General features: G+C 43.3%; 11 protein-coding genes and 1 tRNA gene. 2 read left to right on the top strand and 10 right to left on the bottom strand.

The window, feature by feature from the left end:
- Positions 1-129 precede the first annotated feature (129 nt).
- The 8 genes from prmC to rlmD form a co-directional block, all read right to left on the bottom strand.
- Positions 130-957, bottom strand: a complete 828-nt coding sequence (gene prmC / locus HMPREF3066_RS02770) for a peptide chain release factor N(5)-glutamine methyltransferase (RefSeq protein ID WP_070440286.1) — start codon at positions 955-957, stop codon at positions 130-132.
- 551 nt (positions 958-1508) lie between these two features.
- Positions 1509-1584: transfer RNA gene (locus HMPREF3066_RS02765), tRNA-Asn, on the bottom strand.
- A 95-nt stretch (positions 1585-1679) separates the two neighbouring features.
- Positions 1680-2039, bottom strand: coding sequence for a roadblock/LC7 domain-containing protein (locus HMPREF3066_RS02760; protein WP_003743735.1), 360 nt, complete (start codon positions 2037-2039; stop codon positions 1680-1682).
- A gap of 39 nt (positions 2040-2078) precedes the next feature.
- Positions 2079-2720 carry a peptidase M23 gene (locus HMPREF3066_RS02755; protein ID WP_070440282.1) on the bottom strand — a complete coding sequence of 214 codons (642 nt, stop codon included), beginning with the start codon at positions 2718-2720 and terminating at the stop codon, positions 2079-2081.
- Between the two features lie 5 nt (positions 2721-2725).
- Positions 2726-3262: a GTP-binding protein gene (locus HMPREF3066_RS02750; RefSeq protein WP_003743737.1), complete on the bottom strand. Its 537-nt coding sequence runs from the start codon at positions 3260-3262 to the stop codon at positions 2726-2728.
- A 12-nt stretch (positions 3263-3274) separates the two neighbouring features.
- Complete coding sequence (locus tag HMPREF3066_RS02745) at positions 3275-4366, bottom strand: DNA-binding transcriptional response regulator (RefSeq protein WP_070440280.1); 1092 nt, start codon at positions 4364-4366, stop codon at positions 3275-3277.
- Between the two features lie 24 nt (positions 4367-4390).
- Complete coding sequence (locus HMPREF3066_RS02740; protein ID WP_039404568.1) at positions 4391-5842, bottom strand: tetratricopeptide repeat protein; 1452 nt, start codon at positions 5840-5842, stop codon at positions 4391-4393.
- Between the two features lie 145 nt (positions 5843-5987).
- On the bottom strand, positions 5988-7334 hold the full coding sequence (gene rlmD, locus HMPREF3066_RS02735; RefSeq protein ID WP_321178896.1) for a 23S rRNA (uracil(1939)-C(5))-methyltransferase RlmD: 1347 nt from the start codon (positions 7332-7334) through the stop codon (positions 5988-5990).
- A 126-nt stretch (positions 7335-7460) separates the two neighbouring features.
- Here rlmD and HMPREF3066_RS02730 point away from each other — a divergent pair, with 126 nt between their 5' ends.
- Together HMPREF3066_RS02730 and argC are read left to right on the top strand one after the other, a co-directional pair.
- The gene (locus HMPREF3066_RS02730) at positions 7461-8459 is read left to right on the top strand and encodes a L,D-transpeptidase (RefSeq protein ID WP_070440279.1); all 999 of its coding nucleotides are present in this window, start codon (positions 7461-7463) and stop codon (positions 8457-8459) included.
- 283 nt (positions 8460-8742) lie between these two features.
- Positions 8743-9786 (top strand): N-acetyl-gamma-glutamyl-phosphate reductase, encoded by a 1044-nt coding sequence (gene argC / locus HMPREF3066_RS02725; RefSeq protein WP_070440277.1) that lies wholly within the window; start codon positions 8743-8745, stop codon positions 9784-9786.
- A gap of 95 nt (positions 9787-9881) precedes the next feature.
- Here the strand turns inward: argC and aroB are convergent, their stop codons facing one another.
- Both aroB and HMPREF3066_RS02715 read right to left on the bottom strand, forming a co-directional pair.
- Entirely contained in the window at positions 9882-10961 is a 1080-nt protein-coding gene (aroB, locus tag HMPREF3066_RS02720) for a 3-dehydroquinate synthase (RefSeq protein ID WP_070440275.1), read from the bottom strand.
- A gap of 195 nt (positions 10962-11156) precedes the next feature.
- A complete protein-coding gene (locus HMPREF3066_RS02715; protein ID WP_070440273.1) occupies positions 11157-11705 on the bottom strand; it encodes a shikimate kinase in 549 nt (182 codons plus the stop codon).
- Between the last annotated feature and the right edge of the window lie 400 nt (positions 11706-12105).

Below are 12105 nucleotides of genomic sequence, written 5' to 3'. Positions count from 1 at the left end.
TACTGTAAACAACGCTACTGATTTCTACACCTCATTTTTGGGTTTTCAGACGACTTTTTTAAATTCCAGGCTGTATTGGTGTGTACGGATTTGACGTTTGGTTTTTTATTATTCAAACCACCAAAACTCTTATTCAATATGTCGCCTGATGCCCAAAGTCAGCCTGTCTAAACCGGCCAAATCCTGTCGGGTTTCAATCTCTGTAAAACCATTTTCCGACAAAATCTGCCGTACTGCCCCACCTTGGTTATATCCATGTTCCAACAGCAACCACCCGCCCTCTTTCAAAAATTCAGGCGCACGCTGTGCCAGCTCCCGAATACAGGTCAAGCCGTCGGCAAAATCGGTCAATGCCGTTTGAGGCTCAAAGCGCAAATCTCCTTGATTCAAATGGCTGTCATCTGCCTCAATATAAGGAGGGTTAGAAACAATAACGTCAAAACGATATTTGTCTTCAGACGACGTTTTATCTGTATCGAACCATGATCCTGATGCAAACTCAACTGCTGCACCCAAATTTTCTGCGTTTCGACGGGCAACAACCAAAGCCTGCCTGCTAATATCAGACGCGCGTACTTCTGCGTCCTTCCGTTCCAATGCCACCGTAACAGCAACCGCCCCGCTACCGGTACCCAAATCCCAAACCCGTCCGTTTTTTGAGAGATGTTCGATAACCGCTTCAACCAAATGCTCGGTTTCCGGACGGGGAATCAAAACATCAGGGCAGACTTCAAACCAACGGCCATAAAACTCTCGACCACCCATGATATAAGCCATTGGTTCACCATTCAGACGATGCTCCGCCAAACTCTCTAGCCGTACGAAAACATCTGCCGGAATCGCTTCTGCTCCCTGCGTTATTAATTGAACACGGCTGTAACCTCCTGCCTTTTGCAAAAGCATACGTGCCTCTATGCGCGGTAGTGGAGACTGCCGTATCCAGTCATCTAATGTCATCACTCTTTTTTCATTCATTTCCATCTCATCATCCATCAACTCTGCCTGCTAAAAACAAACATAAAATACTTCCAAGATTTCCTTAAATTTACCAACATTTAATTTTCCAAGTAGCTTTTTTTGTTCACCAAGCAACAGGATTAAGACGGGAAACATAACAATGCTGGAAGCTTTGTGAGGATTTCCCTATAGAAGATGTCGTTTGATGAAAAACACAAAAATTATTGAAGGTCGTCCCCCTTATACTGCTTCAAAATTCCTACACATTTATCCTATACCCTATACATTTTCTTATATTTAGTAAATGAACATATCTAATAAAAAGCAACCAGGAAACAGTACAAACATCATAATTAAACGCTAAACGTTCTTAAACCACTATTTTCCTTAAGTAACCAAGGATTAGGCTGTGTATTTCTGATTGGAAAATTTTCTATAAATAAGGATGCGTCGTATTTAAAACATCATAAAAGCTAAGAGGTCGTCTGAAATATTTCAGACGACCTCTTAGTGAATAAGGCAAAAGCCTGAAATAATCAGGCTTTTATATTTGGCTCCCCGACCTGGGCTCGAACCAGGGACCTGCGGATTAACAGTCCGTCGCTCTACCGACTGAGCTATCGGGGAAAGATTTTAGATTATAGAGAAAGAAGTAACTTACGTCAACACTATTTTAAAAATACAATGGTGTAAGTTCCCAAAATACAGATAAATACCGGAATTTATAGAATTTCAGCAATATGCTTCGCAGCACGCTTGGCATCCAACAAAATCAAGCCCAGCTTACCGCTCTCTCTTGCCATCAAAGCCAAAACAGCGTTTTCTCCTGCCTGACTCAGCAAAATATAACCGGTCTTCCCTTTCACCATAACCTGATCAAGCTCACCGCAAGCCAACTCATGGACGGAGCGGTTACCCAATGCCAACAATGTTGCTGACATCGCACCAACACGGTCTGCATTTAAATGCGACGGCAACATGGTTGCAATAGGCAAACCGTCAGTAGAAATAACGGCTGAAGCAGTAATATCAGGAGAGGTATTATTCAAATCGCTTAATACAGAAATCAATAATTGTTGCATACATATTCCATTCTAAAATAATAATCGGTATATAGTGTGTTAACGGCTGCCATAGCGGTGGTATAAAATTTTGACCAAGGTTACAAATGCCTCCTTGTTCAAATCAGGCATACCGCCGATAACCAAAATCAACTTGGTATTACCGATATATAAAGGGAAGAAAGTCAACTCACTTTGTCCTGAAGGATCGCAAATACCCCATGCATTATTATTAATATGCAGATTATTACGGATTAATAGGCGATGGCTACTGTCCACCTTTGTCACTTCACTGGCCAAAAGCCCCAACTCTTCGGCAGCCTCGTGATGGAAATTCGCATTTGCAAAATACAATCCGTTCTCATCTGCCAGTAATGCCTTTCCTGAGCTTGAAAGTTGCTCCAATAAGGAAGGCAATTGCTCGTCAGTAAGATGTATATCTTCATTACTGACATTTTCATCACCATACAGAAACTCAAGGCGTTGCAGGCGGTACAGCAAATTCAAAGCGGTATCAATATCACTGGTATCTGCCCATGCCAAAATTTTCTCACTGCTGATAACCTCTGTCGGACTTGCCTTCAGCAAGCTATATAACAAAGTGCGGCTGGCACTGGGAGTATCACTCGTCACCGCATAATATGCCCCTGCCGGTGTAACTTTAGGATATAAATTTGATTGTAAAGAAAGAGTCGATTCCATTTATTTTATACCTCTAAACCCGGGTCAATTGAGAACAACATTGCACTTACCAATTGTTTTACATCATCTTCTCTTCGAGCATCAATCTCAAATACCGGCACATTAAAATTATTTTGAGCCAAGTATTTCTGATAAACGTCAACGCTTGGCAGTGATCGAATATCCATCTTGGTAACACCGACAACCAGCGGGGCTTTTTTCAATAATTCACGAAAAGCCTCTAAGAAAAATTGCAGGTCTTTTAGTGGGTTAGTACGGGTATTATCCAAAAGCAGAACCAAACCCATACTACCTTGACTTAAAATTTCCCACATAAAATTAAAGCGTTCCTGCCCTGGTGTACCATAAAGGTGGACTTTCACCTCTTCATCCAAATGGATAACCCCATAATCCATTGCTACAGTAGTATAACCTTTTCGCACCAATGTCATATCGGAAGCTGATGCGTCCGTTTGTACAGGAGGTTCATCCGACAAAGCTGAAATAGCTGTTGTTTTACCCACTCCGACCGGACCGGTAAAGATAATTTTATTTTCCTTCATTACATGTCCTTCTTATCGTTTTCCCAATAACTTACGCATCAATCGTTGCAGCAGTCCGCGTGGCTGTTCTTGCGACGGTCCTGCAATCTTCTCAGCATCTTTTACCATCTGACTATCAGGCACATTGCTATTTACATCAACTTGTTCGGAAACATTAGTCTGATTGTGTGCGTATTCAGTGTCCGTTGCCAAGAAACCGGTTACGGAGGTAGCTGCAAGATAATTCAATATATCAGGCATCTCCAACGGCATAACCTTATAGAGGATATTCAGATTAACCGATGTTTTAGTTAGAAAGGCAGACAACCTCATAGATTCAGGGACTGGAGCCAGCCTAGTCAGATTGGGCCAGCGTTTCAATGTAAAAATAGTTTGAGGGGTCATCGGATAAATCAGACGACCTTGTGCAGTCCAAATCGCCATCTGCCACAGACAAGACATAATGGTAACTTTGGCTTTCTCCTTCCATTGAGGATTATCAGGTACTACTTTGCATACCACAGAAAGATTGTCATCTTTACAAAGCCCCTCCAAATCATGCGCATTAACAGTCAACAAAACACGCTGAATACTTGGGAAAACTATCAATACCGGCTTGCCCTCATGTAAAACGGCAATATCCTGATGGCCTTGACTAGCGAACTTCAATGCTCCCAGCAATCCTTTATTCGGATTAAACCGTTTGATTGTTGCTTTTCGCCCTTCGGTACTACCATTACCCTGAGTATTTTGTTTTGCTGCCTCACTATCAGCAGGATTAAAAACATTGCCCCCTTGAGCCAAACTTCTCAATACAGGAAACAAGGTATCGAATTTGACCGGTTTAGGGAGATATGGCGTTTCCACGGAAGGTTCTTGTGAGCAAAACATCGCAACTGGAATATCGGAATATTCGGTTTTCAACGTTTTCCAAGTCTCAATACCGTCAGCCGTATCTGTATCTACCAAAACCAAATCCGGCTTTTCAGCAGAATCCGTACCGATAATTTGATAATTCGTCGTATTGTGCATTTTGAAAGCCATACGGAATACAGCTTCCTGCTGCTCATTCATATCACGAAGCATAATCCGTATGGTTTTAATTTTAGGTAACAGATTGTCCATAGATGGTGCTCTCTAAATGTTATTTTATTTTTTTGAATATTGATTTACGCGTTGAAGCAAACGGCTCATAGCCAAAATAACCTCTTCCGGCAAACTGACAACGCGTTCACGCAAGATGCGTAAGAAATGTTCCAAACGTGCCCAGTCTTCAACTCTTTCGTAAAGATCAAACAACATGATATATAGCTGAGACTCTTGCGGATATTGCAGTACGGCCTGCTCCAAAGTATCAACAGCCAAATCTAACTGACCATACATCAATAGCGACTCGACTTCTTTTAGAGCCTCATCGGCAGGTGAAGAATTCATGCTGATAACGGACGAGTCTTTTTGTACCAAATCTCGGTATTTTGCCTTCATTTGCAAAGAAGTAGGTTGCAAATAACCTCTGGCCAAACCGATTTCTTTTACACGGTTCTCATTTGGTCCCTTTTCCAAATCATCAAAAACCTCATGATAGCCTAGACTATATCCCCAGCCGAGCATACGTTCTTTCACTTGGCGGCCATATTGGCCGAGTGAGTGATAAAGCTTCCACAAATGTTGCGCAAACTGACCAATTTCTTCATTTTGGTAGTCCAACTTCAAAGCATCAATAATTAAGCTGGCAGGTTTAGAAGAGGTTTGAATAGCACGGTTGTATTGTTGTACGGCCGTTTTATAATCAACCTTATCCTTCAAAATTTTCGCACCATGCTCAGGCTTAACAAACCCAATAACTGCACCCATTTCCTCAGGGGTGATGTCATTAAATTCTTTTTTTCCCAACACGATTAAAGAACGTTTTGAAGCTTGAGAAGTTGGAGAAGTGTGCTGCACATCATCTGAAGAAGTTGAATCCGATTCTGAAGAATCTTCAATTCCTGAAGGTTCACCAATTCTGCGCTCAATTTCCTGCAAGCTCCATCCCAAACGTTCCTCCGCCAAAACCCGCAGACGCAAGTGCGTCGGCTCAGTCATTAAACCGATCTTAACGTATTCAGCCAAGCTCTCTTCAGGCAAAACCAATCCGTGTTTTTCCAAAGCATCAGCCAACATATCGATATTACCGACACGGAGACTCAGCCCGATTAATTCATGAACCAGCTTTTCGGGAGCTCCATCACCTAATCCGTTCAGATACCCGGCTAAAGACTCCGCAGCCTTGCTTTCATAACCGAACTGTTTGTACACCTGATATTCAGTCAGAGGATCAACTTCCTGGGCAGATACTGATGCTGTTGAGCCAGAGGTCTCTCCACCACCCCATTCCCAATCTTGCTGTTCAGTATTAGAAACGGATTGATTGACCTGATCCATCCAATCAGGAGTGAGAGCATCCTCATCTTTTTGATTTGATTTGTTATGATGTATTGATGATTTGGCAACCTTAGTTGTTTTTTTATGTGTCGTTCCGCTTTGTTTGAAGCGGATAAACAGCAATACAACCAACAAAAGCGCCAACAATACGATTAAAAGTGAATAATCCAAGAACACCTCCCGTTACTGTGGAGCAGCAAACAAACTATATTTTATATTCATATCCAGCAACCATCAAAATTGCCGAATCATCTTATTTTCTGAGTGAATTATGATAACATGATTCAACCGATAATTACATAAAAAACCATTTTGCAAATACCTATATACTATTTTCCAAATCGAAGACACCTATAGATTCGACATGCGAAGTCTGTGCAAACATATTCATTACCCCTGCCAATTTCAGCTTATAGCCCTTATTTACCAGCACTTCCGCATCTCTGGCAAAGGTTGCCGGATTGCAAGAAACATATACTATCCTTACCGGCAAATACGGAGCATGTAGTGATTTGACAACAGCATAGGCACCGCCTCTCGGGGGATCAAGCAACATCTTGTCGAATTGACCCCATGACGCTACCACAACCTCATCTGTTTCAAACAAATCCGCTTCAAAGAAGGATACCCTATCGGAACAACCGTTAGCCGAAGCATTGTTTCGTGCTCGCTTAACCAACGAACCTTCACCTTCGATTCCAACCACTTCAGCCCCACTTTTTGCCATAGGAATACTGAAGTTTCCAAGCCCGCAAAACAAATCTGCAATACGCTCGTTTTTCTGAATATCTAGAAGTTTCAAAGCCCTGCCAACCATCACTCCATTTAAGCCTGCATTAATCTGGGTAAAATCCCCGGGTTTGTACGGCATTTCAACCTCAAACTCAGGTAAAGCATATCCCAAAGGCTGACAATCTTTCGGATAGAATGGCTGGGCCTCCTGTCTTCGGGCTTGCAGCCAAATCTGCCACTGTTTTTTCTCATGACCGAATATCGTATCAAACCATTTTTCAAGTTGTCTCAATTTTTGACTAGGCGGTTTTTTTCCGGAACAAATGTTCAAAACCGTTAGTTTTTCGCTATTAAAAAACTCAATGAATAGCAAATCCAAATCTATCAAACTTTGCAACATTTGCTTTATTTTTGGCAACTTCTCAGAAATATGAGCCGGCAACACCATACATGAATCGACATCAATCACTTCATGACTCTTTTTTGCCTTAAAACCGATTTTCAGACGACCACCTGCATCCTTTGAAATACTCAGTCTGGCACGCTCCCGATAATGCCATGGTGTTCCATATATAGCTGGGAGAATCTGCTTGGGTCGGATTTTGCCGATGCGTTCCAACTGCTCTTCCATAATGCGTTGTTTAAATGCAATCTGGGCTGTCGAATCAATGTGCTGTATTGAACAACCACCGCATGTATCAAAATACCTACACTTCGGCTCAACTCGATTTTCCGAATATCGGGTGATGTCAATGACCCGTGCCTCATCAAATTGTTTTTTTGAACGGATGATTTCAAACCGTACCCGCTCACCCGGTATCGCTCCTTCAATAAACAATGCCTTACCATTAACGCGCGCGACACCTCTTCCTTCATAATCCAAAGAAAAAATATCCGCCTCGCCCTCATATTGCCTGTTATCTGTCCGCATCTTCATCAAGAAAATCCATTTTGCCCGACAGGGCACATTTTGTTTGCAAAAACGCATATTCTCGCACAAAACCAAAAAGATTCAGGTATGATTGCCCGAAATATTTCCTCCCCCCTTTTTAAATTTTAAAACATGAAAAAAATTCTCTTCAGTACAAGCCTTGCAGCTTTGGCCGCCTACGCAACTGCCAACACACCTGTTCCTGATGTTTCCCCCGTCTCACAAGGTCAACATGTTGTCATCAACATTCCGCAACAGCGTCTGTTCCTCTATACCGACGGACAATTAACAAAAATTTATCCCGTTGCTGTCGGCAAAGCCATGACCCAAACCAACCTTGGGGAACACAAAATCGGAGCCAAAGCTTTTAATCCTACTTGGCACATTCCGAAATCTATTCAAAAAGAACGCGGAGACGGCGTCAAATCCGTACCGCCCGGCCCCAATAATCCTCTGGGTCCTGTCTTTGTCCGCTTGGGCGATCCGAAATTCAGTTTGGGCATTCACGGCACGAACGCGCCTGCCAGCGTACCGGGTGTCCGCAGCCACGGTTGCGTGCGAATGAAATCTCCGGATGCGCTTGAGTTTGCAAAAACCATCGCAACCGGCGCCCCTGCTTCCGTCATTTACCAACTTGCCAGCCTCAACGAAGATGCCAATAAAAATCTTTGGCTGGCTGCATATCGCGATCCTTACAATAAAAAGAACCTCGATACCGATGCCCTGAAAAAAAGTATTGCCGCTTGGGCTAAGGCGCACAGCAAAACGATTAATGCCGCCCGTATCGATGCAATTTTGAAGGCGCGTACCGGGGCGGCAAACTGTTTGACCTGTGCTAAAGGCGTCAAATTGAAAACCCCGCTGAAATCCTTGGCATGGATGAGCGGCTCCAGTGCCTTCAGCAAACCGAAAGTCATGCCGAAACCCACCCCTGTGAAAGATGAAGTATTGCCCGCCGGTTCTGAAATCGAAATAGATGCGGAAGATACTCCGACTCCGAAAGCAGCTTCGGCATACTCACCGAGAAAACCCAAAGCTGCCGAATACACCTCTCCACCGGCAGCTTCTACACCTTCCTATCCAAAATATGATCTGCCGGCAGACGGAGATCCTACTTCATTGCTGTTTTGAGTAGAGATTGCTCTATAACTGTTTAAAATAAAATAGGTTCCTCACCATTTATTCTGTATGAACAGGAATAACCATTAGGTGGTTTCCCTTTAAAGGTCGTCTGAAAACTTGTCTTCCATGTTTTCAGACGACTTTTCTTTTATATATGTCAGTACCGTTTCGTATTACTCATAGTGGCTGTTTCCACTATACATCACCGTTCCTCTATAATGGACAACAGTATTCGAACGAAGTCGATACCGGCAAATCTGCCCACATCTAAAAATTACTCTTGGAGAAATCTATGAATTCGAAAATCAAAGTCGGCATCGTTGGTGCAACAGGCTACACCGGCGTAGAGCTTTTACGGCTTCTCAGCAGTCATCCGAATATTGAAATTACAACGGTAACCAGCCGCAGCGAGTCAGGTAAAGCAGTTTCCGATTACTTTCCCAGTCTGAGGGGAATCTACGATCTGACCTTTCAAACACCCGAACACGCCGGTTTGGAAAAATGCGATATTGTCTTTTTCGCCACCCCAAATGGAATCGCCATGAACGATGCTCCTCGTCTTTTGGAAAAAGGTATCCGCATCGTCGACTTATCCGCTGACTTTCGTATACAGGATATTTCCACATGGGAACATTGGTACAAAATGAAGCACGCCAGCCCCGATATTGTTCCTCAAGCGGTGTACGGATTAAGTGAATTAAACCGAGATGCCATCGCATCTGCACAAATCGTTGCCAACCCCGGTTGTTATCCGACCTGCGTTTCACTGCCTTTACTCCCCATGCTGAAAGAAGGTCGTCTGAAACCACATATGCCGCTGATTGCGGACTGTAAATCAGGCGTATCCGGCGCAGGTCGGAAAGCCAATACCGGCTCACTGCTTTGCGAAGCCGGAGATAATTTTAAAGCCTACGGCATTACGGGACACCGACACCAGCCCGAAATTCGGCAAACCATCGCCACATTGCAACCAGGAATTGCCGAACATTTCATTTTCGTTCCCCATCTGACACCCATGATCCGGGGTATGCACGCCACTTTATACCTGCATCTTGAGGACGGTTGCAATCCGGAAGCTGTTTTACGTGAATTTTATCGGGACAGTCCTTTTGTGGACATCATGCCGGCCGGTTCAACACCAGAAACACGCAGCGTGCGCGGTGCGAACCTTTGCCGTATCAGCATCCAAAAATCTTCATCTGACAATGTATGGATCGCTCTGTCCGTCATCGACAACTTAGTTAAAGGGGCGGCAGGACAAGCTGTTCAGAATATGAATATCATGTTTGGCTTTGATGAAAAACTCGGTTTGATACAAACTCCACTCCTACCTTAATCATATAAAAGGTCGTCTGATAACTTTTCAGACGACCTTCTCTATTTTGACTCATGCGACAATGAATATGCACGGCATATTTACTGGAATGCACATTACAAATACGACTGCAAAGTCTGCTTTAAAATATCAATATCGCTCACTTCAGTGATATTGGCTTCCCCCAAACGGTTCAGCCCGATAAAACGCATCACGCCGCTACTGACCTTTTTGTCATGGCTCATATGGCTGATCCATTTTTCAAACGGGAATTTAGGCGGCGATGACGGCAATCCTGCAGCCTCCATTAAAACAGCGATTCGACGTGTGTCCGCATCGGAAATTTTACCCAATTCTTCGGATAATCTACCTGCCAGCACGCAACCCGCTGCTACTGCCTCACCATGCAACCATACTCCGTAACCCATTTCCGCCTCGATGGCGTGTCCGAAAGTATGGCCGAGATTAAGCCACGCGCGGATACCTTGTTCGGTTTCATCTTTGGCAACAATATCGGCCTTCATTTTGCAGCAGTGATATACCGCCTGCGTCAATTTCTCTTGGTTTTGCGCCATCAAATCCGCAACGTTTTGTTCCAACCACTCAAAGAAATCAACATCGCCAAGCGCACCATATTTAATAACTTCCGCCATACCTGCCGATAATTCTCGGCGCGGCAAGGTCTTCAATGTTTCCAAATCAGCTAAGACCGCCTGCGGTTGGTAAAACGCACCAATCATATTTTTTCCAAGCGGATGGTTGATACCCGTCTTCCCACCAACGGATGAATCCACCTGACTCAACAAAGTTGTCGGAATTTGGATAAACGGCGCACCTCGTTGGTACGTGGCAGCGGCAAAGCCGACCATATCGCCGATTACCCCGCCACCCAATGCAATTAGTGTAGTTTTCCGTTCGGCCCTGTTTTCCATCAATCCGTCAAAAATAAGGTTCAATGTCTGCCAGTTTTTATATTTTTCGCCATCCGGCAAGATAATGCTGAAATGCCTGATACCGATTCTGTCCAAACTCATTTGAAGACTTTTCAGATATAAAGGCGCAACAGTTTCGTTGGTTATGATTGCGGCCGTTTTATTCAAATAAGGCTTGAGTAAACTATCAGCCTGACCGATAAGGTCATACCCGATAAAAATAGGATATTGATGAGACGGAGTTTGAACAGTCAAAGTACGCATAGGAGAAGACTCCTTATCAAAATAAATCATGTGGGAACAACGCAAAATAATATACGCTTGCCGCTCTGTTGAAAACTGACTAGATAAAGAACGTTTTATCAAGCAAAACCAATAGGGCTGCAAACATATAACTAAAGGTCGTCTGAAACCATTTTTATTACATTTCAGACGACCTAATCAACAAAGGCAACACTTTTAATCATCATATTCAATGAATTGTCGCTCATCCAAACATTCAACCAATTTTCGAAGGGTTTTAGCACAACTCTCCGACTCTATAACGATATGCGCGGTCTCACGATAAATCGGATCTCGAACCGTATACAATTCACGTAATTTCTTTAAAGGATCGTCCGTTTTTAAAAGCGGGCGGCTGCTATCATAACGTGTACGCTCTAACAGCACTTCAGGTAATGCATGCAAATAAACCACCGTACCATGCTCACGCAGGCAACATCGGTTTTCTTCACGCAAAACCGAACCCCCTCCCGTCGATAACACAATGCCGTTTAATGCCGACAGCTTTTTCAGCATCAAAGTCTCACGGTGTCGGAACCCTTCCTCTCCCTCCATCTCGAAAATAGTGGAAATAGAAACACCTGATGCTGAGCAAATTTCCAAATCACTATCATAAAACGGGCAATCATACATTTGAGCAAACTGCCTTCCCAGCGTTGTTTTTCCTGCCCCCATCAATCCGATAAGAATTAAATTACCATTGAGCTTTTCCATGAAGGTGTTCATCCGATACAAGATTTATGAATACTGCCAGGCATGCGTTGGCGCTTATTTATACTTAGTTTTCCGACAATACCGATTATATCGTGTTTAACCCTGCTTACCTAAGACCATGGATGGTATTAAAGATTACGTGATGTTTTCAGACGACCTATTTATAGTAATAGCAGCTTTGCCCCACTCATTTGTCACAAACAATTTAGAATGAAAGTAGCCTCAGTGTATAAAAACCCAATCTCTCGCTCTGCAAGTCTAGATTGAACTCATCAGGGAATAGAAATACATCATCGAATATAGCTATCACCATTTATGGATATTTCACCATATTCCTTCCAAAATAAACAAAAAGAGACCTTTGCAAAAAAGCCTTTCCCTCGACAGCCGAAACCCAAACACAGGTTTTCGT

The organism is Neisseria sp. HMSC03D10, from assembly GCF_001807625.1.
Classification (GTDB): domain Bacteria; phylum Pseudomonadota; class Gammaproteobacteria; order Burkholderiales; family Neisseriaceae; genus Neisseria; species Neisseria mucosa.
This window is presented reverse-complemented; position numbering and strand designations above follow the sequence as displayed.